Source organism: Sandarakinorhabdus glacialis, from assembly GCF_014643455.1.
In the GTDB taxonomy this organism is placed as follows: Bacteria; Pseudomonadota; Alphaproteobacteria; order Sphingomonadales; family Sphingomonadaceae; genus Sandarakinorhabdus; species Sandarakinorhabdus glacialis.
Window position 1 is genome coordinate 254,278 of sequence record NZ_BMJM01000001.1, and the last position, 20,372, is coordinate 274,649.

Here is a 20,372-nt window from a genome sequence, read left to right on the forward strand (position 1 = left end):
GCGTGGCGCAGATGGTTAGAAAAGACAACTATGAAGTTAGAAAAGATAAGTATGACGGCGAAGCGGCGATACGATGATGCGTGCGGGGCCGCCCATGGCCTCGACCTGGTGGGAGAGCGCTGGGCGTTGCTGGTGATGCGCGAGCTGTTGATGGGGCCGCGGCGGTTCGGGGATCTGCGGGCGGATTTGCCGGGGATCAGCGCGAATGTGCTGACGCAGCGGCTGGAAGGGCTGGAGGCGGCGGGGATATTGGGACGGCGCAAGCTGCCGCCGCCGGTATCGGCGCAGGTTTACGAATTGACGGCTTGGGGGCTTGAGTCAGTGCCGATTTTCGGGGCGTTGGGGCGGTGGGCGGCACGATCGCCGGGCCATGACCCGCGGCTGCCGCTGAGTGCAGTGTCGTTGATGCTGAGTTTCGGGACGATGTTCGATGCGGGGCTGGCGGGGCGGTTGGCGGCGCGGATCGGGTTTGTCATCGGGCGGGAGAGCTATGTGGTGGCGATTGCGGACGGGCGGATCAGCGTTGGGCGGGGTGCTGTCGAGGGGGTGGATGTGGTGTTTAGTGGGGCGGCGAGCGCGGTGGCGGGCGTGGTTTATGGAGGGGAGTCGCTGGCGGGGATGGTGGCTTCGGGGGCTTTGGGGCTGGTGGGAGATCGGGGGGTGGCGGCGCGGTTTGTCGGGTTGTTTCCTTTGCCGGTTAAGGCGGGGGCTTTGGCTTGATGGGGCGGGTTCCCCCACCCCGCTCGGCTGGGGCCGAGTCGCCCTCCCCGCAGGGGGGAGGGAGTAGAGAGGCGTTTGATCCGGTAAGGCCGTTTGTGTTGTTGGATGATGTGGCGGCGGGGAGTGCGCGGTTGTTTTCCGGGGTGGTGGAGACGGTCGAGGCGTGGATGCCGGAGGAGGTTCTGGGGGCGGTGGAGCGGCTGCGCGAGGTGGGGCCCTGGGCCGGGTTTTTGGGGTTTGAGGCGGGGTATGCTCTCGAGCCGCGGTTGCGGGGGTTGGCGAGGGCGGCGCCGGCGGGGGAGCCATTGGTTTGGTTCGGGCGGTTTGCGCGGGAAGAGCGGGTGGAGGCGGCGGCGTTGCTGGGGGAAGGGCCGGCCTGGGTCGGGGCGGCCGAGCCAGGGGTGTCGCGGGGGGATTATGATGCGCGGTTGGCGCGGGTGCTGGGGTTGATTGCGGCGGGGGATATCTATCAGGCGAATTTGACGTTTGCGGCGGCGGTGGCGGTGGGGGGGCATCCGCTGCATCTTTATGCGCGGTTGCGGGCGGGGAGCCGGGCGCCGTACGGGGCGCTGGTTTTTACGGGGGCGTTGTGGCTGCTCAGCTTTTCGCCGGAGCTGTTTTTTCGGTTGGAGGGGCGGAAGCTGACGGCGAAGCCGATGAAGGGGACTGCGGTTCGGGGTGGGGACGCGGTGGCGGATGCGGCGGCGGCGGCGGCTTTGCGGGCCGATCCGAAGAACCGGGCGGAGAATTTGATGATTGTGGATTTGCTGCGGAATGACCTGTCGCGGGTGGGGAGCGGGGTAGCGGTGACATCGCTGTTCGAGGTGGAGACTTATCCGACGGTTTTGCAGATGACTTCGACGATTACGGCGGTGGCGGATCACGGGGTTGTGGCGGCGGATGTGTTGGGGCGGCTGTTCCCCTGTGGCTCGGTTACAGGGGCGCCCAAGATACGCGCGATGGAGGTGATTGCTGGGGTCGAGGGGGGGGCGAGAGGGGCTTATACGGGGAGTATCGGGGCGATTTCGGTTGGGGGGGATGCGGTTTTTAATGTGGCGATACGGACGCTTGTGATTAGGCCGGGGCGGTCTTGGTCGGCGGATTCACCCACCCCCAGCCCCTCCCTTGAAGAAGGGAGGGGAGTCGAAGGGAGGTTGGGCCTTGGGTCTGGGATTGTGGCGGATAGTGAGGCTGGGGCTGAGTGGGGGGAGTGTTTGGCGAAGGGGGCTTTTTTGGCTCGGCGGGGGGTGCCGGATCTGATCGAGACGATGCGGTGCGAAACTGGGATTGTCGTTGATCTGGAGCGGCATTTGGGGCGGATGGCGGCTAGTGCGGGGTTTCTCGGGTTGGTGTTTGAGCTGAGGGCGGTGCGGGAACTGGTGCTGGGGGCGGTGGTTGGGTTTTCGGGGCGGGTGCGGGTGCTGGCTTCGCCGTCGGGGGCGATCTGTGTTCAGTGTTCGCCTTTGCCGGCTGCAGTGGGTGAGATGGTCGTGGCGGTGGCGCGATTGCCGGTAGCGGCGGGGGATTGGCGATTGCGGCACAAGACCGGCGATCGCGGGTTTTATGATGCGGCGCGGTGGGCGAGCGGGGCGGATGAGGTAGTGTTTGTCGGGGTGGATGGGTTGGTGACCGAGGGAAGCTTTACCAATGTGTTTGTGGAGCGCGGCGGAAGGTTGGTGACGCCGTCATTGGAGTTGGGGTTGTTGCCGGGGGTGCTGCGGGGGCGGTTGGTTGAGGAGGGGGTCGCGGTCGAGAGTGCGGTGACTGTCGCGGATTTGCGGCACGGGTTTTTCGTTGGGAATTCGTTGCGGGGGTTGATGCGAGCGCGGTTGCGGGGGTAAGCGCGCAGGCACCGGCGGACGGGAACCCCCACCCCGCTCGGCTGATGCCGAGTCGCCCTCCCCGCAGGGGGGAGGGAGGCAGTCTTGAGGAATTTCGATGTCGCAGCTTTCTGCCGCTATCCAGCGTATCCAGCCTTCGCCGACGATCGCAGTGACCAACAAGGCGGCGGTGCTGAAGGCCGAGGGGCGCGATATTATCGGGCTGGGCGCGGGCGAGCCGGATTTCGATACGCCGGATTTCGTCAAGGACGCAGCGATTGCGGCGATCCGCGAGGGGCAGACGAAATATACCGCGGTCGATGGTACGCCGGCATTGAAGAAGGCGATTCAGGCCAAGTTCAAGCGGGATAACGAGCTGGATTATGGGCTCGACCAGATCACGGTGAATGTCGGCGGCAAGCAGACGATCTTCAATGCGCTGCTGGCGACGCTCGATGCGGGCGACGAGGTGGTGATCCCGGCGCCGTATTGGGTGAGTTACCCCGATATCGTGGCGTTTACCGGGGCGACGCCGGTGATCGTCGAATGCACGTTCGAGCAGGGGTTCAAGCTTTCGCCCGAGGCTTTGGACGCGGCGATCACGCCGAAGACGAAGTGGCTGATTTTCAATTCGCCGTCGAATCCGACGGGGGCGGCGTATTCGCGGTTGGAACTGAAGGCGTTGACCGATGTGTTGATGAAGCACCCGCAGGTGATGGTGCTCGCCGACGATATGTACGAGCATATCGTCTATGACGGGTTCGAGTTTACCACGATGGCGCAGGTCGAGCCGGGGCTTTACGACCGCACGTTGACCGTCAATGGCGCGTCGAAGGCCTATGCGATGACCGGGTGGCGGATCGGTTATGCCGGCGGGCCGGCGTGGTTGATCAAGGCGATGGCGAAGCTGCAGTCGCAGTCGACGTCGAACCCTTGCTCGATCTCGATGGCGGCGACTGTGGCGGCGCTGAATGGCGACCAATCGTTCCTGCAGTCGCGTAATGAAGCCTTTGTGAAGCGGCGGGACCTGGTGGTGTCGATGCTCAACCAGACGCCGGGGCTGCGGTGCCCGCGGCCGCAGGGGGCGTTTTATGTCTATCCGGATTGTGCCGGGTTGATCGGCAAGACGACGCCTTCGGGGGTTGTGCTGGTGGATGACGAGGCTGTGGCGGCTTATCTGCTGGATAGCGAGGGCGTTGCGGTGGTGCATGGGGCGGCGTTTGGTGGGTCGCCGGCGTTTCGGATCTCCTATGCGACTTCGGATGATGTGCTGGAGGATGCTTGCCGGCGGATTCAGCGGGCTGTGGGGAATTTGACTTGAGGGCTGGTCGCATGGGGGAGGGGGGCGAGTCACCCACCCCCGGCCCCTCCTTTGAAGAAGGGAGGGGGGAAGGAAGCAGCAAGTAAGGGACCCGCCCCCGACCCCTCCCTAGAAGTAGGGAGGGGGGAAGAAGGATCCGTTAGAGCGCCAGCTTGATCGCGTGGATGGTGAGGCCGATGAGGCCGCCGATGAGGGTGCCGTTGATGCGGATGAACTGGAGGTCGCGGCCGACGGCGGTCTCGAGTTTTTCGGTGACGGTGCGCGCGTCCCAGCCGCGGACGGTGTCGCTGACGATGCGGACGATGCTGGCGCCATAGTCGTTGACGAGGCCGACGGCGGCGCGGCGGAGGTGGAGGTTGATCGCGGCGCGTAACGGGGCGTCGGATCCGAGCCTGGCACCAAGGGCTTTCATGGCTTCGGCGAGCTTGCCGGGGCCGGTGGCGGATGGGTTGGTGAGGTTGGCGACGATGCCGGTGCGGGCCTCGTCCCACAGGCCGGCGAGCCATTGGCCCATCGCGGGGTTGGCGATGAGATCGGTCTTGAAACCTTCGATGGTGGCCTGGGTTTCGGGGAAATGGCGCAGGTCGAAGGCGTAGGTGCGCAAGGATTCGCCGATGCGGCGGCGCAGCGGGTGGTGGGGGTCGCCGCCCATTTCCCAGAGCAGCTTGCGCAGGCCGGCGATCAGCGAGCCGGAAACGCGGGTGTCGACGTTGACGAGGCGGAGCAGCCAGTTGGTGCGATCTGCGACCATGCCGCGGATGGTCGATTCCTGGTCGTCGAGGGTGCGCAGGCCCCAGTCGATGGCCGAATCGATCAATGGCTCGTGGCGATTGTGATCGAGGGTGGTGTCGATGGTATCGGCGACGATCGGCGAGATGGCGAGGGCGCGTAGCTTTTCGGTGGCGGCGTCACGGACGAGATCGCCGATGACTTTTTGGTCGAGCGCCTCGATGACGCGGGCGATGAGGGGGCCGAAGCCGCGCCTGTTTGCCCCCAGCGATTGCGGGCGGTCGGCGCTGAGCCAGCGGGCGGCGGCGCCGGCCATGTCGACTTCCTCGAGGCGGCGGGCGACGACGGTGGGAGTGAGGAAATTTTCCTTGAGAAAGACGGCAAGGCTGTCGCCGATGCGGTCCTTGTTCGACGGGATGATCGCGGTGTGCGGGATCGGCAGGCCGAGCGGGTGGCGGAACAGCGCGGTAACGGCGAACCAGTCGGCAAGGCCGCCGACCATGGCGGCTTCGGCGAACGACTGCACCCAGGGCAGGGCAGGGTGGGCGTCGTGCCACCACGACGCCGCGGCGAAGATGCAGGCCATGGCGAACAGCAGCAACGTCGCCGCCAGCCGCATCTGGTGGAAGGGCGTTGCCGGAAGCTCGAAGGGACGCAGCAGTTTCAGTGGGGGCCTACTCCGCCGGGTGTGGCGCCGGTGTGATATCAGGCTTCTTAGCGCCTTCATCATTGGTGAACCAGCGTTTCATCCGCGGGGCCAGCCATTCCTCGGCACCGACGGCGAGGCTGAAGCTGGCGGGGACGATGACCAGCGTCAGGGCCGTCGAGACGATGAGGCCGCCGATGACGGTGACGCCCATCGGCGCCCGCGAACTGCCGTCGCCGCCAAGCGACAGGGCGATCGGCAACATGCCGGCGACCATGGCGATCGTGGTCATGATGATCGGCTGGACGCGCTTGTGGCCGGCTTCGAGGATGGCAGCGGTGCGTTCGACGCCCTTCGACATTTCCTCGATCGCCATGTCGACGAGCAGGATCGAGTTCTTGGCGACGATGCCGAGCAGCATCAGCAGGCCGATGAACACCGGCATCGAGATCGGCATGCCGGTGAGATGCAGCGCGATGCCGCCGCCGAGCGGCGCCAGCATCAGCGAGCCCATGTTGACGAACGGCGGCAGGATGCGTTTGTAGAGCAGCACCAGCACCGCGAAGACGAGCAGGACGCCGGCGACGACGGCGATGACGAAATTGACCAGCAGCTCGGCCTGCCATTTGTCACTGCCGAGCTTTACCTTGTCGACGCCGCGCGGCAGGTTGTTGAGGCTTTTCAGTGCGTCGATCTTGGGCTGGGCATCGCCGGAAACAAGGCCCGGGGCGAGATCGGCGCCGATCATGACGCGGCGCTGCTGGTTGTAGCGGCGCAGTTCGGTGGCGCCGGCGCCGAAGCTTATGTCGGCGACGACCTTCAATGGCACCGATCCGCCGCTGGCGGTCTGCACCGGCAGGTCGCTGATGGTGGCGAGGGTACGGCGCGAATTTTCGGCGAGCATCACCCGGATCGGGATCTGGCGATCCGACAGCGAGAATTTGGCGACGTTCTGGTCGATGTCGCCGAGCGTCGCGATGCGAATGGCCTCCGATAGCGCGGCGGTCGTCACGCCGAGTTCGGCAGCGACGGCGAAGCGCGGCTTGATCGAGATTTCCGGCCGGCGGAGATCGCCCTCGATGCGCGGCTGGCGCAATTCCTTGATGCCGCGCATTTCCTCGACGACCTTGGAAGCCGCGGCCTCGAGCGCGACGGGATCGGTGCCGGTCAGGACGACCGACATGTCACGGCCGTTGAAGCCGCCGTTCTGCGATTCGAAATTGACGCGCGCGTCGGGAATGGCCTGGAGCGACGGCGCCAGGCTGCGTTCGAATTCGACGCTGGTCATCGGCCGGTCTTTCCTGAGCGTCAGGAAGATGCTGGCCTCGCCGACTTCGATATCCGAGAACGCCGCTTCGACGACGGGGGAAGCGCTCAGGATCGCCGTGGCCTGGTCGGAGATGGCGGTGGTCTGCGCCAGGGTCGAGCCCGGCGGCAGGGCAATGGTAACCTGGCTGAAATCGGTGTCCATCGTCGGCTGGAAGGTGAGCGGGAGCGTGGCGAAGGCCAGCACGGTGCCGGCCAGCGCGCCGCCGCCGCCGAGCAGCGCGACCTTCCAGCGGTTGTTCAGCGACCAGCGCAGGATCGTGATGTACCAGCCGACCCACGCTGCATCGCCGTGGGCGGCCTCGCCTTTGCTCTTGAGGAAATAGGCCGCCATCATCGGGGTGATCAGGCGCGCGACGGCGAGGCTGAGCAGCACCGAGACGACGACGGTGAAGCCGAAGTTCTTGAAGAACTGCCCGGAAATGCCGGGCATCATGCCGACGGGGAGGAAGACCGCGACGATCGACATGGTGGTGGCGACGACGGCGAGACCGATCTCGTCGGCGGCATCCATGGCGGCCTGATAGGCCGATTTGCCCATTCGCATATGCCGGACGATGTTTTCGATCTCGACGATGGCATCATCGACCAGCACGCCGGCGACAAGGCCGAGGGCGAGCAGGCTGAGGCTGTTCAGCGAAAAGCCGAGCAAGTCCATGAACCAGAACGCCGGGATCGCCGACAACGGGATGGCGAGCGCCGAGATGACGGTGGCGCGCCAGTCCTTCAGGAAGATGAAGACGACGATGACGGCGAGGATGGCGCCTTCGATCATGGCGGCGATTGCCGAGTGATATTGCTCGTTGGTGTAGCCGACGCTGGTGTAGAGCTCGGTAAAGCGGATCTGCGGGTTTTCCTTCGCGATCTTGTCGAGCTCCGCATGCGCGGCATTGTACAGCGTGACGTCGGAATGACCCTTGGCCTTGGTGATCGAGAAGCTGAGCACCTGGCGGCCGTTCATCTTGGCGAAGCTGCGCTGTTCGGCGAAGCTGTCGCGCACCGTGGCGATATCGGCGAGGCGGATACTGCGGCCGCCGCCGACCGATATCTGGGTTTCGCTGAGCACGAGCGCGCTGCCGGCATTGCCGAGGACACGCACCGATTGTTCGGAGCCGGCGATTTCGGTCCGGCCACCGGCGGCGTTTACATTGACGAGGCGGAGCTGGTCGTTGACCTGTGAGGCGGTGAGGCCATAGGCCTGCATGCGGGCGGGATCGAGGACGACGCGGATTTCACGGCTGACGCCGCCGCTGCGCCTGACCTGCGCCATGCCGGGGATGGCCAGCAGGCGCTTGGAGACGGTGTTGTCGACGAACCAGCTGAGTTCCTCGAGGGTCATGTCGACGGCTTCGACCGAGATGAACGAGATCGGGCCGCCCGAGAAATCGACGCGCTGGACCTGCGGCTGGAGGATGCCCTGCGGCAGGTCGCTGCGGATGTTGGCGATGGCATCGCGGACGTCGTTGACGCTGCGATCGATGGGGACGCCGATGGCGAACTGGATGTTGGTGCGCGACGTGCCTTCGGAAACGTAGGAGGTGATTTCATCGACGCCGTTGATGCCGCGAACGGCGGCTTCGACGCGCTGGGTGACTTGCGTTTCCATTTCGCTGGGGGCGGCGCCGGGCTGGCTGACGACGACCTGCGCTGCCGGGAAATCGATGTCCGGGTTGTTGTTGATGTCCATCGTGATGAAACTGACGATGCCGGCGAGGGTCAGCATCGCGAACAGGACGAGCGGCGGGATCGGGTTCTTGATCGACCAGCTGGAGATATTGCGCATCGGGCGGGTCCTTAACCAGCGCTGCGGGCGACGACGGGGGCGATCTTTTCACCGGGGCGCAGGAAGGCGCCGGCGCTGGCGACGATCTTTTCGGTGCCATCGAGGCCCGAGGCGATGGCGACGCCCTGGTCGCTGACGGTGCCGACGGTGATGCTGCGGCGCTCGACGCGGTTGCCGGCGCCGACGACGAGGACATAGCTGCCCTTTTCATCGACCTGGACGGCGGACTGCGGCAGGACGGGGCGCGTTGCTTCACCCGAGGCGATGCTGGCCTTGGCGAAGGCGCCAACCCGGAGGCCGGGCGAATAGGCGAGCGCGATGCGGGCAATGCCCTGGCGGCTGGCGACATCGATGACCGGATCGAGCAGCCAGACGCGGCCGCGATATTCGATGTTGGAGCCGACGGGCGTGACGCCGGCGGCCATGCCGACCTTCAGCCGGGCGATGTCCTGCTCGGCAACCTGGGCGCGCATTTCGAGGACGCCGCCTTCGGCGAGGCGGAACAGCGCGGTGCCGGGCGAGACGACCTGGCCGACCTCGACGGTGCGCGACAATATGAGCCCGGCGGCGGGGGCGCGGACATCGAGGCGGGCAAGGCGGGCATTGGCTTCGGCAAGCTGGGCTTTTGCGACTTCGACGCGGGCACGGGCGCCGTCGCGGGTGGCGATGCGACTGTCGACATCGGCCTTGGAGACGAAGCCGCGCGAGACGAGTGCCTGGGCGCGATCGAGGTTCTGCTGGGCGAGCTGGGCATCGGCCTCGTTCGAGCGGATGGTGGCGGCAAGCTGGCGCGACTGCTGGACCTGGACGCTGTTATCGATCCGCGCGAGCACCTGGCCGGCGGCGACCATCTGGCCGGGATCGACGAAGACGGCGGTGACGCGGCCGCCATCGCCCTGGATGCCGACGGCGGCATCGCGGCGTGCGGCGATCGAGCCGGGGGCAGTGATGGTATCGAGGACGGCAGTGGTGCCGGGGACGATGACGGTGACCTGGGGCAGCGCGGCGACGACCGGGGCGGCGGCGGGTTTCTTGCCAAAGACCTGCCACAAGCCGAAGGCGACGACGGCTAGCACGAAGGCGACGACGACCGGGCGCAGCCATGGCCGACGCGACCCGGAATCGATGCTGGCAGCGGGGAAGCCATAGACGCCGGCTGCGTCGGGATCGGGCAGCTTGTTATGCATATTCATACTCAACGTCCTTGTGGCGACGACTGTATTACATGAATAAGTCAGTGCCTGCAATTGCTTCAATAACGCATCAATGTGGCAGTGCGAAGGCCAAATCCGAATGGCACCCCGGCTGGCCGGTCAGGGTGTGGGTTTTGGCCAATAAATTGCCATGGATGGCATGCGGCATGCAATTGTGCATTATTGCGGTCGCAGCCGGATGAGGCTGGGCAAGATAGGGGAATCGACATGGATCTGTTCGGAATCATCGGCACGGCGATCGTCGGCCTTGTCGTCGGCGTCATCGCCAAGTTCCTGATGCCGGGCAAGGACCCGAGCGGCTTTTTCGTCACCATGCTGATCGGCGTCGCGGGCGCCTTTGCGGCACGGTTGGTCGGTCGGTTGTTCGGCTGGTATTCCGACGGTTCGGCACCGGGCTGAATCATGTCGATCCTGGGCGCGATCCTGCTGTTGTGGATCTATCGCCTGATCAAGAGCCGCACGGCGTAACCAGATGTTCAGCCCTGCGAAAGCCGGGTTGATTTAAGCGTAATGAACCACCCGCCGGCGATGCCGGCGGGTGGTGTCTTTTTATTCGAGGTGACACGATGAACAAGCGTAACTGGCTTTCCGCGGCGGCCGCGATCGGGGTGATGATGATGGCGACGACAGCGCAGGCGCAGGTGGCTGGAACCGTGGGCGCGGTCCCGTTGGTGCCTTCGTCGACGACGTTGACGGTGGTTGCCGAAGGTCGCAGCCTGCGGACGCCCGATATCGCCGAGGTTTCGGGCGGCGTGGTGACGACGGCGCTGACGGCGGCGGCGGCGATGCGCGAAAACGCGGTGCGGATGAATGCTGTGGTGGCGGCGGTGAAGAAGGCCGGCATTGCCGATCGCGATGTGCAGACGTCGGGGTTGAGCCTGCAGCCGCAGTATAAATACGAGAACAATCAGGCACCGGTGCTGACCGGATACCAGGCGACGAACACCGTAGCGCTGCGGATCCGCAAGATCGCCGATACGGGGAAGTTGCTGGATACTTTGGTCGGGGTTGGGGCGAACCAGATTTCGGGGCCGAATTTCCGCGTCGAGGCCGAGGAGGCGGCATTGGATGAGGCGCGGGTTGCGGCGATGGGCACAGCGCGGGCGCGAGCCGAGCTTTATGCCAAGGCGGCGGGGCTGCGGGTGAAGCGGATTGCGTCGATTGCGGAGGCGGGCGGGTTCGAGCCGCGGCCGCAGCCGATGATGGTGCGGCAGGCGAAGATGGCGGATGCGATGGCTTCGCCGGTGGCGCCGGGGGAGGTGGCGCTTTCGGTTAATGTTACTGTGGTGTTTGAATTGGAGTAGGCGGCGCGGGTGATCCTTCGATTGAACGGGGGACCACCCCCACCCGGGCCGCCAAGGGGCGTCTCTCGCCTCCCCCCTTTAGGGGGAGGACAAGAAGCGTTCAGACGATTGTGGCGCCGCCGTCGATGGTGAAGCATTGGCCGGTGGCGAAGCCGCCGGCCTTGCCGGCGAGGAGGACGGCCATGCCGGCGATCTCGTCGGGGGTGCCGATGCGGCGGAGGGGGGCGTTGCCGGTCGAGGCCTTGAGGATGTCGGGGTTGTCCCAGAGCGCCTTGGCGAAATCGGTCTTGATGAGGCCAGGAGCGATGCAGTTGACGCGGACGTTGTCGGGACCGAATTCAGCCGCAAGGTTGCGGGCGAGCTGCATGTCGGCGGCCTTGGAGATGCAATAGGCGCCGATGACGGTCGAGCCCTTCAGCCCGCCGACCGACGAGATGATGGTGATGCTGCCGTCCTTGCGCGCCTGCATGGCGGGGGCGACCATGGTGATCAGCCAATGGTTGGAGACGATGTTGTTCTGCAGGATCTTGGTGAACTGGTCGTCGGAGATGCCGGCCTGGGGGCCGAAATAGGGATTCGAGGCGGCGTTGCAGACGAGGCTGTCGATCTTGCCGTGACGCTCCAGCGTCTTGTCGACGAGGTTCTGCAGGCTGGCCTTGTCGGCGATGTTGGCGGGGATAGAGAACGCCGCTTCACGGCCGACGGCGGCGTTGATCTCCGCGACGGCGGCGTCGCAGGCGTCGGACTTGCGGCTCGAGACGATGACGTTGGCGCCGTGCTCGGCCATGCGGTGGGCGATGGCCTTGCCGATGCCGCGTGACGAGCCGGTGATGAGGGCGGTCTGGCCGGTCAGGTCGAATAGTGCGGGCAATGTCATGATCGTCTCCTGTGGTTTTAAGGTGTCTATGCGGCGTCATTGCACCCCTGTCACCCGTCAGTGATGACAAGTTCATTGCGCCTCGCCATGGTGCGCCATGGCCGAATCGTTGATGACTAATTTCACGCGCCCCGGTGTGCGTGCCACCTGGCTGGCGTGTCTGTTCTTTGCCGGGTTCGGGTGCCTCGTGCCGTTCTTGCCGATGTGGCTGGAAAAAGCGCATGGATTTTCGGGGTCGCAGATCGGCCTGGTGCTGGCGATCGGCGGGTTTTCGCGGATCATCGCCGGGCCGTTGACCGCCGCCTGGGCCGACGGGCGGAGCGATCGCCGCGCGCCGATGTTCCTGTTCGCGATCCTGATGACGATCGGCTTCGGGTCGCTGTGGTTCGTCACCGGGTTCACGATGGTCTTCGTCATCATCCTGATGCTCGACGTGGCGTTCTGGGGGCTGTTGCCGGTCGTCGAGGCGGCGTTGCTGCGGCTGACGCGCTATGGCTGGCCGCGATATGGGTTGGCGCGGGGGCTGGCTTCGGCGGCGTTCGTGCTGGGGTCGAGCATGGTCGGCATGTTGATTGATCACTATGGCGCCTGGGCGATCTGGGGCTGGCTGTTCGGGGTGTCGGCGCTGCTGATCGTCGCGGCGTGGTGGATGGTGCCCGAGCCGGTGGCGGGCGACCGCGAGGCGCCGTTCGGGGCGCGGCTGGCGGCGGGCGTCGGCATGTTGAAGGATCGCAAGTTCGCGCTGCTGATCTTTGCCGCCGGGTTGATCCAGGCGACGCACAGCTATTTCTATGTGGCGGGGACGTTGATCTGGACCAACAGCCAGCAATTGTCGTCGACGCTGTCGGGGAATTTATGGTCGATCGGGGTGGTGGCCGAGGTTGGATTTTTGATCTTTTTGGCGCGTTGGACCGAGCGGTTCGCGCCCGAGACCTTGATTTTGGTGGGGGCGATTTCCGCGGTTATTCGCTGGACGGTGATGGCGGCACTGCCGCCGGTGTGGGCGCTGTATTTCCTGCAGATCATGCATGCCGGGACGTTTGCGGCGACGTTCCTGGGGGCGATGCGGATGATCCAGGGGCTGCATGGGGATGAGCGGACGCCGACGGCGCAGATGATCTATATGGCGCTGGCTTCGGCGCCGGCGCAGGCGGTGACGACGTTGATGTCGGGGGAGCTGTATGAGTACCTGGCGCCGACGGGGCGGGCGGCGCTGGGGTATCTGGCGATGACCGGGGTGGCGGTTGTTGGCTTGGTGCTGGCGGTCATGTTGTGGTTGCGGCGGGATCCTGTGGCGGCGCCGGTTGGGGCTGCTGCCTAGCGCTTTGCCGGTTGGCGTGGTGCTTGCGCTTGGGTGCGGGTGCGTGCGGGGAGGCTGGATGCCAGCCTTCGCTGGCATGACAGGGTAGAGATAGAAAGTTAGCTGGGTCCCGGGTCGAGCCCGGGATGACAGTTCTTTGGGTGCAGAGTCACCCACCCCCGACCCCTCCCTTGAAGAAGGGAGGGGAGCAGAAGCCGCTAGTCGTAGAGGCTTTCGCGGCTGGGTTCGCTGGCGTAGCTGGGGAGGGGGATGGCGGCGGCGGCGGCGCGGAGGGCGTTCGACCAGCGGTCGTTGATGTCGCGGTAATAATGGTCCTCGGCGTCGATGCGGTGGCTGAGTTCGACGCGGCTGGTGCCGGTGCGGACGGTGACGATGTCGATCGGCAGGCCAACGGCGAGGTTCGAGCGCATCGTGGCCGAGAAGGAGATCAGCGCGATCTTGATGGCTTCGGCCATCGGGGTTTCGAAATTGACCATGCGATCGAGGACGGGCTTGCCGTATTTGTGCTCGCCGATCTGCAGGAAGGGCGTGTCGGGCTGGCATTCGATGAAATTGCCGGCGCCGTAGATCAGGAACATGCGCGGGCGGCGGCTGTCGATGCTGCCACCGAACAACAGGCTGGCGTCGGTGCGGATACTGTCATCCTTGACGACAAGATCGATCGAGGCCTTGGCTTCGCTGAGGCCCTGGCCGACGATCTGGGCGGCGCGGAAGACGGTGGGGGCAGAGGCAACGAATTCGCGCTCGTCGCTGTCGGGCATGACGATGCCGAGCTGGACCCGGCTGAGCGCCGATTGGGTGACCGACAGGCTGCCGGCGGAGGCCACCGTCATGACGCGGTCGTCGCCGGTTTCGAGGATGCGGAGCTTGCGATAGGTCGAGATGTTGTCGACGCCGGCGTTGGTGCGGGTGTCCCCCATCATCACCATGCCCTCGCGGACCAGGATGCCGATACAATAGGTCATGACCCGAGGAATCCCCGTTGAACTGCCGTGTTGGTCGCGCGTCCGTCGGTGTCAGTTTTGCGACTGGCTCTGCTTCTGCGACCCCGACACGGCGGTGGCAAGCCCTGCTTCGCTGGCGGTGACGCTGACCGCCATGGTTTCGGCGCCGCCGCCGCGCCGGGCGCCGCGGACGGGAGCGGCATCGAGATAGTCGAGGCCGACGGCGACGCGGAGGTAGGATTCGGTCGTCGACATGCCGTTGGTTGGATCGAAGCCGACCCAGCCGAGATCTGGGAGGTGCGCCTCGACCCAGGCGTGGCCGGCGGGTTGGGTGACGATGCCGTCAGCGCGCACCAGGTGCCCGGAGACGTAGCGCGCCGGGATTTCAAGGTAGCGCGCGGCGGCGGCGAAGATGTGGCTGTAGTCCTGGCAGACGCCGGCCTGGAGGGCGAAGGCATGGGCGGCGCCGGTCTGGCTTTCGGTGGCGTCGGCGTCGAAGGTCATGCGTTCGAACAGCGCCTTGAGCATGACGTGGCAGGTTTCGAGCTGGTTGGCGCCGGCGCATTCGCGGGCGAAATTGCGGATGGCATCGTCGGCGGTGCTGAGCGGGGTGCTGCGCAGGTAGATGCTGGGGGGCAGCGGCTCGGGGGTGCCGGTAAGGACGCCGTGGGTCTCGGTGGTGTCGACTTCGCCGGTGACGTGGAGCGACAGGCGGCGGATGGGGGCGTCGGCGTAGAACATGTGGGTGATGTTGCCGAAGACATCGCGGCCGCGCCGGAGGTGGCCGTCGGCATCGGTGTCGAGGCGCCAGTGGATGATGTGCTGGTCGTGATGGCCGCAGGGTTCGACGCGGAGCAGCTGGATGACGTCGCTGGCTAGGGCGGAATAGTCGTAAATGGTGGAGTAGGCGACTTTGATGCGCATGACGGTGAGCGACCTAGTTTGGGTTTGGGGTGGTGGGCCCGATTTGTGCTGTGGGGTGGGGGGCTATTTTCGGCTGGGGCGGGAGATGGGCCCCGGCCTTCGCCGGGGTGACGATGAAAAAAGGGGTGGCGGCTAGAAAGGTCATCAGAAGAGGTATTGTTCGGCGATGGCTTCGCCGAGCTTGTTGTTGTCGATGATGAACTGGTTGAGGAATTCGTGGAGGCCGTCGGAGAAGATGGTGTCGATGTTCGAGCGCGACAGGCGGGCGTGGCCGGCCGAGGCGAGGCGGTGGGCGGGGCCGCGCTTGCCGGTGACGCTGGCGAGCAGGTCGAGGTGGCGGAGGAGCTCGTCGTAGCAGGAGGCGAGGCTGCGCGGGATCTGGCGGTTGAGGATGAGCAGGTCGGCGACCAGCCAGGGCTTGACGGTGTCGCGGTAGACCCAGCGATAGGCGGTCATCGCCGAGACGGTGCGCAGGATCGTCGTCCATTGAAAATAGTCGAGGCTGCCGCCGACGGTCTCGCCGCGGGGCAGCAGGAGGTGGTATTTGACATCGAGAAGCCGGGCGGAATTGTCGGCGCGCTCGATCGCCGAGCCGAGGTTGACGAACCAGAAGGCGTCGCCGCGCAGCATCGTGCGCTGGGCGGCGCCTTCGAAGGCGGCGACGGCATGCTTGACGAGTTCGAGGAGCGGCCCGATGGCGTCGCGGCCATCGAGGCGGGTGCCGTAGCGCGAGACTTCGAGCCAGGCGGTGTTGACGGCTTCCCAGGCTTCCTCCGTCAGTGCGGTGCGGACCGAGCGGGCGTTGGCGCGCGCCGCTTCGAGGCACGAGCGGATCGACGACGGGTTGGCGGGATCGAGAGTGAGGAAATCGCTGATCTGCTGCTCGTCGAGGGCGAGGCCGCGTTCGGCGTGGGCCTGGGTCATCCAGGTCGCGGCGAGGGCGGATTCCCAGGCGTTGCCGGCGCCGCCGTACGAGGTCGGCAGCGCGGCGAGACGCTGGGTGGCCTCGATCAGGCGCGCGGTGAAATCGGCGCGCTCGAGGTAGCGGCCCATCCAGTAGAGGTTGCCGGCGGTTCTAGAAAGCACGGGTTGTTTCCTGTTGAGCGCTGGCGTTTCGGCTGGTGCGGGACCCCTCACCCCGCTCGGCCAAGGGGCCGAGTCGCCCTCTCCCGCAGGGGGAGAGGGAGGTGGACGGCTTAGTCATCGACGACCCATGTGTCTTTGGTGCCGCCGCCTTGTGAGCTGTTCACAACCAGTGAGCCGGGGGTCATCGCGACGCGGGTGAGGCCGCCGGGGACGATTTTCACGTCGTTGGCGCCGGTGAGGACGAAGGGGCGGAGATCGACGTGGCGCGCGGCGATGCCGGCGTCGGTGGCGGTCGGGCAGGTGCTGAGCGCGAGTGTTGGCTGGGCGATGAACTTTTCGGGGTGGGCCTTGAGCTTGGCAGCGAAGGCGGCGAGCGTGGCTTGGGGCGCGTGGGGGCCGATCAGCATGCCATAGCCGCCCGAGCCGTCAACTTCCTTGACCACCAGTTCGGCAAGGTGATCGAGGACGTAGCCGAGCGCCTCGGGTTCGCGGCAGCGCCAGGTGGGCACGTTGCCGAGGATGGGTTCCTCGCCGGTGTAGAAGCGCACGATGTCGGGCATGTAGCTGTAGATCGCCTTGTCGTCGGCGACGCCGGTGCCGACGGCGTTGGCGAGGGTGACGTTGCCGGCGCCATAGGCCGACATCAGGCCGGGGACGCCGAGCATCGAGGCGGGGTTAAAGACCAAAGGGTCGATGAAATCATCGTCGAGGCGGCGGTAGATGACGTCGACGCGCTCGGGGCCCTCGGTGGTCCGCATGTAGACGATGTCGTCGCGGACGAAGAGGTCGGAGCCTTCGACAAGCTCGATGCCGAGTTTGTCGGCGAGGAAACTGTGTTCGTAGAAGGCGCTGTTGTGGCGGCCGGGGGTGAGCAGGACGCAAACGGGTGCGCTGCCGCTGCGGCTGCGGCGCGGGCTGACCGAGGCGAGGGTTTCGAGCAGCATTTCCGGATAGGTTTCGACGGGTGCGACCTTCATCTGGTCGAACAGCTCGGGGACCAGCTTGAGCATGACCTCGCGGTTTTCGAGCATGTAGGAGACGCCGGACGGCGTTCGGGCGTTGTCCTCGAGGACGTAGAACTGGTCGGGGCCGGTGCGGACCAAGTCGATGCCGGCGATGTGGGTCCAGACGCCGCCGGGGGGCTTTTTGCCGACCATGTGGAGGTTGTAGCCGGGGTTCTGGAGGACGAGCTCCTCGGGCATGATGCCGGCGCGCAGGATATCGCGCGGGCCATAGACATCGGCGAGGAAGGCGTTGAGGGCGCGGACGCGTTGCTTGAGGCCGGCTTCGAGGCCATCCCATTCCGAGCGGGCGAGAATGCGCGGCACGATGTCGAAGGGGATCAGGCGCTCGGCGGCATCGGGGTCGCCATAGACGGCGAAGGTGATGCCGATGCGGCGGAAGAAGAGTTCGGCTTGGCGGCGGCGCGTGGCCATCAGCTCGGGGGGCGATTGATCGAGCCAGTTCTGGATCGCGCGGTATCCCGAAGTAACTGCTGCCGGTTCGCCGCCCGAGGCACGGCCATACGCATCGCCGAGGCCGTACATTTCGTCGAATGCCGTGATTTGCGCCATTGCCGCTCCCGAAAGGCTGGATGCCGATAGTGTGCAGTGGCGCGGAAAGCGCAAGGGCAATGTGAGGTGTGCGGCGCCTCCGATCGAATACTTGCCGAAAAATTCCGGCGGGGCGGCTATTGCGGGCGGACGTCGTTGTTGTTGCGTTCCGAACGCGGGATGGATTGTGCCGGGCGTTCGGCTCGGAGTGGCGGGGCAGCGGCGGGCTGGGGGGCCGAAACCTGCGGGGCGGGGGCTTGCATAACAGGCCGGCCGCCGCCCGGGCCGCCCTGGTACTGGCCGGCCGGACGCGGCGGTTGGCCGACGGCGCCGACGGGTCGGCCGGGATTGCCGTTGTAGCCGGGGCGGGGCCGGCCGTTGAAGCTGCCGCCGATGGCGTTGCCGACGCCGTTGTTGACGCCGTTGTTCTGGCCGTAATTCTGGCCGTTCGGGCGGGGCACATAGGCAGGGCGGTCGCCGCCAGGGCGACCCTGGTAATTGCCCTGGGGGTAGCTTGGACGTTGACGCGGGACGCCGGCGATGGCGCCGCCGATGCTGTCCGAGACGCCGGGACGGGGGTAGTTTCCAGGGCGGCCGGGATAGTCGGGCCGGCCGGCGCCCGGGTTGTTGCCGGGGTAACCGGGGCGGTTGTAGCCGGGGCGGCCGTAGTTGTAGCCGGGCCGACCGTTCCAGCCGTTGTTGTAGTTCCAGCGGCTGCCACTCCAATAGTTGCGGCCGTTGTTCCACGGCAGGATGCGGCCGCCGAAGCCGCGCTGATAGATGTTCTGGCGCGGCACCCAGACCCAGCTCGGCGCGTACCAGCTGTTCCAGTTGTCGTAGCCCCAGCTGTTGCCCAAGCCGCCGGTGCCCAAGCCGCCGGTGCCGAAGCCGCCGCTGCCGAAGCCAACGCCGACCGAATAGGCGACGCCGGGAGGGATCGGTGCCCAGCCGGCGACGTCCTGCGTCTCGTCCTCGCGCCACGCCACCCATGACGGCGCCCATTCGGTGCCCGGCACCCAGACCCAGCCGGCGGCCTCGTCGAAGCCCCAGCGGCCGTAATGGTCGGTGGCCCAGCCCCAGGGATCGTCGCTGATCCACAGGCGATCCTCGCCCCATTGGCCGTTGACATAGGGCCGCCAGCCCTGAGGCGCGTCGGGCCGAAAGGCCTGGCCGAAGCGGCTGTCGATCCAGTCGCCGTATTGCGCAAGCGGTTCGTAGAAGACCTGGGTTGATACGACGTTCTGGCCGCCGAATTGATCGCCGGGCTGGGCGTATTGGCCGCCCCCCATGCCATTGTCGTAACCGGACGGATAGCTGGGGGCCTGGCCGCCGGCATAGTCATAGGCGCAGGCGCCGGTGAGCAGGAGGGCGGCGAACGGGAGGAGGCGGATCGGCGACATGATGGCGAACCTTTCGATTGCCATGATCGTTAACGATGTGTCGCTGTCGGCGCGATGAATGACGTATCCTTCGCGGTTTCGGCCCGTCGCATGGCCGAAAAACTGGCTCCCCGGGTAGGATTCGAACCTACGACATTTCGATTAACAGTCGAACGCTCTACCGCTGAGCTACCAGGGAACGGTGCGAGGCGGCGGCTATAGCCGGGGGATTGCGCATCGGCAAGGGCGAGTGTGAAGGTTTTCGGCTTTTGTTGCGGCGGTGCGGCATTGCGGTTGCCTTGGTGGGCGGGTTCGCGCATCCAAGCGTCTGGCGGATACGGGAAATGCTGCGATGAACGCGACGTTGAATGCTGCTCCGGAAGCTGCCAAAGGAGCGGCGCCTGTTGGCGTCGTGCTGGTGAACTGGAACCGCTGGGCGGATACGATCGAGGCGCTGGAATCGCTGTTGCGCAGCACGGTGCCGGTGCGCGTGGTGGTGGTCGACAATGCCTCGGCGGATGGGTCGTTCGAGCGGATTGCGGCCTGGGCCGCGGGGCGTGAGCCGGCGGCGGCAGCGTCGGCGCCGATGGCGCGGTTGAGCACGCCGGCACTGGCCAAGCCAATTGCGCTGCGACGGATCGCGCCGGATGAGGCCGGGACGGCGGAACTGGGTGCGGAGGACTGGCTGACGCTTGTTGATTCCGGCGGTAATCTGGGGTTTGCTGGCGGCAATAATGTCGGGCTGCGGCTACTGCAAACCGATCCGGCGGTCGAGATTTTCTGGCTGCTCAACAATGATACGGTGGTCGAGGCGGATACCGCGGCCTTGCTGGGGGCGCGAATGCTGGCCGAGCCGCGGGTCGGCATGTGCGGGACGGTGGTGCGCTATTACTGGCATCCGGACCGGGTGCAGGCGCTGAACGGCCACCGGCTGAGCTGGTGGACGGGGACGTCGAAGGGCATAAATCACGGCCTGTCGCCGGAGGTGGCGTTCGATGCCAGGCAGGTCGCGCGCGAGACCGATTTCGTGCTGGGGGCGTCGCTGGCGGTCAGCCGGGCGTTCCTCGAGACCGTCGGACCGATGGAGGAATCCTATTTCCTTTATTTCGAGGAGGCCGATTGGGCCGCGCGCAACGCCGGCCGCTTCGGCATCGGTTTTGCGGCGGGCGCGGTGGTGTTCCACAAGGAAGGCGGGTCGATCGGATCGTCGGGCGTGCCTGGCGCGCGCAGCGAGATGTCGGACTATTGGCTGGCGCGCTCGCGGCTGGCGTTCATCCGGCGGCACCGGCCGCTGCTATGGCCGTGGCACTGGCTGTTCAGCGGGGCGTTGATGGCGCGGCGGCTGGTGCGCGGCCAGCCGGCCAAGGCGAAGTCGATCTGGAAGGCGATGACCGAGTAGCGCGTTCAGGCTGGCTCGGGCGGCAG

General features: G+C 66.1%; 16 protein-coding genes and 1 tRNA gene. 7 read left to right on the plus strand and 10 right to left on the minus strand.

What is annotated here, in order from left to right; translation table 11 throughout:
- Positions 1-51: 51 nt before the first annotated feature.
- From IEW98_RS01340 to IEW98_RS01350, 3 genes are all read left to right on the plus strand, one after another.
- Positions 52-720, plus strand: coding sequence for a winged helix-turn-helix transcriptional regulator (locus IEW98_RS01340; protein WP_243450496.1), 669 nt, complete (start codon positions 52-54; stop codon positions 718-720).
- 95 nt (positions 721-815) lie between these two features.
- Positions 816-2,561 carry a chorismate-binding protein gene (locus IEW98_RS01345; RefSeq protein WP_243450497.1) on the plus strand — a complete coding sequence of 582 codons (1,746 nt, stop codon included), beginning with the start codon at positions 816-818 and terminating at the stop codon, positions 2,559-2,561.
- A gap of 97 nt (positions 2,562-2,658) precedes the next feature.
- On the plus strand, positions 2,659-3,861 hold the full coding sequence (locus IEW98_RS01350; RefSeq protein WP_188761123.1) for a pyridoxal phosphate-dependent aminotransferase: 1,203 nt from the start codon (positions 2,659-2,661) through the stop codon (positions 3,859-3,861).
- 139 nt (positions 3,862-4,000) lie between these two features.
- On the opposite strand, the gene IEW98_RS01355 is transcribed toward IEW98_RS01350, so the two are convergent.
- The 3 genes from IEW98_RS01355 to IEW98_RS01365 are packed head-to-tail and all read right to left on the minus strand — an operon-like array spanning position 4,001 to position 9,532.
- Positions 4,001-5,209 carry a DUF445 domain-containing protein gene (locus tag IEW98_RS01355; protein ID WP_188761124.1) on the minus strand — a complete coding sequence of 403 codons (1,209 nt, stop codon included), beginning with the start codon at positions 5,207-5,209 and terminating at the stop codon, positions 4,001-4,003.
- Positions 5,210-5,264: 55 nt separating this feature from the next.
- The gene (locus IEW98_RS01360; protein ID WP_188761125.1) at positions 5,265-8,345 is read right to left on the minus strand and encodes an efflux RND transporter permease subunit; all 3,081 of its coding nucleotides are present in this window, start codon (positions 8,343-8,345) and stop codon (positions 5,265-5,267) included.
- An 11-nt stretch (positions 8,346-8,356) separates the two neighbouring features.
- The gene (locus tag IEW98_RS01365) at positions 8,357-9,532 is read right to left on the minus strand and encodes an efflux RND transporter periplasmic adaptor subunit (protein WP_371870732.1); all 1,176 of its coding nucleotides are present in this window, start codon (positions 9,530-9,532) and stop codon (positions 8,357-8,359) included.
- A 234-nt stretch (positions 9,533-9,766) separates the two neighbouring features.
- Here IEW98_RS01365 and IEW98_RS01370 point away from each other — a divergent pair, with 234 nt between their 5' ends.
- Positions 9,767-9,958, plus strand: a complete 192-nt coding sequence (locus IEW98_RS01370; RefSeq protein WP_207792467.1) for a GlsB/YeaQ/YmgE family stress response membrane protein — start codon at positions 9,767-9,769, stop codon at positions 9,956-9,958.
- Positions 9,959-10,125: 167 nt separating this feature from the next.
- Positions 10,126-10,863 (plus strand): SIMPL domain-containing protein, encoded by a 738-nt coding sequence (locus IEW98_RS01375; protein ID WP_188761127.1) that lies wholly within the window; start codon positions 10,126-10,128, stop codon positions 10,861-10,863.
- 100 nt (positions 10,864-10,963) lie between these two features.
- Here IEW98_RS01375 and IEW98_RS01380 read toward each other — a convergent pair whose 3' ends face one another.
- Positions 10,964-11,740 (minus strand): SDR family NAD(P)-dependent oxidoreductase, encoded by a 777-nt coding sequence (locus IEW98_RS01380; RefSeq protein ID WP_188761128.1) that lies wholly within the window; start codon positions 11,738-11,740, stop codon positions 10,964-10,966.
- Positions 11,741-11,852: 112 nt separating this feature from the next.
- On the opposite strand from IEW98_RS01380, the gene IEW98_RS01385 reads away from it, so the two are divergent.
- Complete coding sequence (locus IEW98_RS01385; RefSeq protein ID WP_188761129.1) at positions 11,853-13,061, plus strand: MFS transporter; 1,209 nt, start codon at positions 11,853-11,855, stop codon at positions 13,059-13,061.
- Positions 13,062-13,258: 197 nt separating this feature from the next.
- Here the strand turns inward: IEW98_RS01385 and IEW98_RS01390 are convergent, their stop codons facing one another.
- The 6 genes from IEW98_RS01390 to IEW98_RS01415 form a co-directional block, all read right to left on the minus strand.
- Entirely contained in the window at positions 13,259-14,026 is a 768-nt protein-coding gene (locus IEW98_RS01390; RefSeq protein ID WP_188761130.1) for a proteasome-type protease, read from the minus strand.
- Positions 14,027-14,077: 51 nt separating this feature from the next.
- Complete coding sequence (locus IEW98_RS01395) at positions 14,078-14,929, minus strand: transglutaminase family protein (RefSeq protein WP_188761131.1); 852 nt, start codon at positions 14,927-14,929, stop codon at positions 14,078-14,080.
- Positions 14,930-15,073: 144 nt separating this feature from the next.
- Complete coding sequence (locus IEW98_RS01400; protein WP_188761132.1) at positions 15,074-16,015, minus strand: alpha-E domain-containing protein; 942 nt, start codon at positions 16,013-16,015, stop codon at positions 15,074-15,076.
- 110 nt (positions 16,016-16,125) lie between these two features.
- Complete coding sequence (locus IEW98_RS01405) at positions 16,126-17,589, minus strand: circularly permuted type 2 ATP-grasp protein (protein WP_188761133.1); 1,464 nt, start codon at positions 17,587-17,589, stop codon at positions 16,126-16,128.
- A 116-nt stretch (positions 17,590-17,705) separates the two neighbouring features.
- Entirely contained in the window at positions 17,706-18,992 is a 1,287-nt protein-coding gene (locus IEW98_RS01410; RefSeq protein WP_188761134.1) for a DUF6600 domain-containing protein, read from the minus strand.
- Positions 18,993-19,071: 79 nt separating this feature from the next.
- A tRNA-Asn gene (locus IEW98_RS01415) sits at positions 19,072-19,146 on the minus strand.
- A gap of 153 nt (positions 19,147-19,299) precedes the next feature.
- On the opposite strand from IEW98_RS01415, the gene IEW98_RS01420 reads away from it, so the two are divergent.
- Positions 19,300-20,346, plus strand: coding sequence for a glycosyltransferase family 2 protein (locus tag IEW98_RS01420; protein ID WP_188761135.1), 1,047 nt, complete (start codon positions 19,300-19,302; stop codon positions 20,344-20,346).
- The last annotated feature ends 26 nt before the right edge of the window (positions 20,347-20,372 follow it).

Coding starts and splice junctions, on each gene's coding strand:
- IEW98_RS01350 (WP_188761123.1), top strand. CDS start 2,659: ATGTCGCAGCTTTCTGCCGCTATCCAGCGTATCCAGCCTTCGCCGACG.
- IEW98_RS01390 (WP_188761130.1), bottom strand. CDS start 14,026: ATGACCTATTGTATCGGCATCCTGGTCCGCGAGGGCATGGTGATGATG.
- IEW98_RS01420 (WP_188761135.1), top strand. CDS start 19,300: ATGAACGCGACGTTGAATGCTGCTCCGGAAGCTGCCAAAGGAGCGGCG.
- IEW98_RS01375 (WP_188761127.1), top strand. CDS start 10,126: ATGAACAAGCGTAACTGGCTTTCCGCGGCGGCCGCGATCGGGGTGATG.
- IEW98_RS01365 (WP_371870732.1), bottom strand. CDS start 9,532: ATGCATAACAAGCTGCCCGATCCCGACGCAGCCGGCGTCTATGGCTTC.
- IEW98_RS01380 (WP_188761128.1), bottom strand. CDS start 11,740: ATGACATTGCCCGCACTATTCGACCTGACCGGCCAGACCGCCCTCATC.
- IEW98_RS01395 (WP_188761131.1), bottom strand. CDS start 14,929: ATGCGCATCAAAGTCGCCTACTCCACCATTTACGACTATTCCGCCCTA.
- IEW98_RS01360 (WP_188761125.1), bottom strand. CDS start 8,345: ATGCGCAATATCTCCAGCTGGTCGATCAAGAACCCGATCCCGCCGCTC.
- IEW98_RS01410 (WP_188761134.1), bottom strand. CDS start 18,992: ATGGCAATCGAAAGGTTCGCCATCATGTCGCCGATCCGCCTCCTCCCG.
- IEW98_RS01370 (WP_207792467.1), top strand. CDS start 9,767: ATGGATCTGTTCGGAATCATCGGCACGGCGATCGTCGGCCTTGTCGTC.
- IEW98_RS01385 (WP_188761129.1), top strand. CDS start 11,853: ATGACTAATTTCACGCGCCCCGGTGTGCGTGCCACCTGGCTGGCGTGT.
- IEW98_RS01340 (WP_243450496.1), top strand. CDS start 52: ATGACGGCGAAGCGGCGATACGATGATGCGTGCGGGGCCGCCCATGGC.
- IEW98_RS01355 (WP_188761124.1), bottom strand. CDS start 5,209: ATGCGGCTGGCGGCGACGTTGCTGCTGTTCGCCATGGCCTGCATCTTC.
- IEW98_RS01405 (WP_188761133.1), bottom strand. CDS start 17,589: ATGGCGCAAATCACGGCATTCGACGAAATGTACGGCCTCGGCGATGCG.